Origin of the sequence: Bradyrhizobium yuanmingense (assembly GCF_029167105.1) — a bacterium.
Lineage (GTDB): Bacteria > Pseudomonadota > Alphaproteobacteria > Rhizobiales > Xanthobacteraceae > Bradyrhizobium > Bradyrhizobium yuanmingense_A.
On sequence record NZ_JARFML010000134.1, the window covers coordinates 1 to 436 of the forward strand.

At 49.1% G+C, this 436-nt stretch carries 1 protein-coding gene; it reads left to right on the top strand.

Annotated features, from left to right (window positions below):
* Positions 1 to 322: hypothetical protein (locus P0R31_RS40800; RefSeq protein WP_275521262.1), on the top strand; the 322-nt coding region annotated here is incomplete at its 5' end.
* Positions 323 to 436: the final 114 nt, after the last annotated feature.

Sequence of the window (436 nt, forward strand, 5' to 3'; positions counted from 1 at the left end):
ATATGCCCAGGGAACTCAGCTGGTGGCCAATTCAGCAATGAATAAATTTTCCATCACCGCGCTTTCCTCACAGGAAACTCATGTCCCCGAAACATGCCGATGGGACGTTTGGATCCTTCCCTTAGTTAACGGGGTTATGATGGGGCTCTTTTTATTATTTTCGTTATTTCTCATTATGATAATAACAAATAAACCCGGAGAGATACCTTCCATACCGGTATTAGGGGCAAGCAGCATGCTCTCTGTGTTGGTTCCGGCGGTAACAGGAGTTTTCCTCTCTATCACCAGCTCAAACCGGGCTTGCAGAGATATGGGATGCTAGAGAGGGAAACACATTAACGGCTCACCACCTTCAACAGGATTTCACCATACACCGGCATCAGAGGATGGCGAATTAGCGCGACCAGCGCCACCACCGCAACGCCCAGCATCAGGG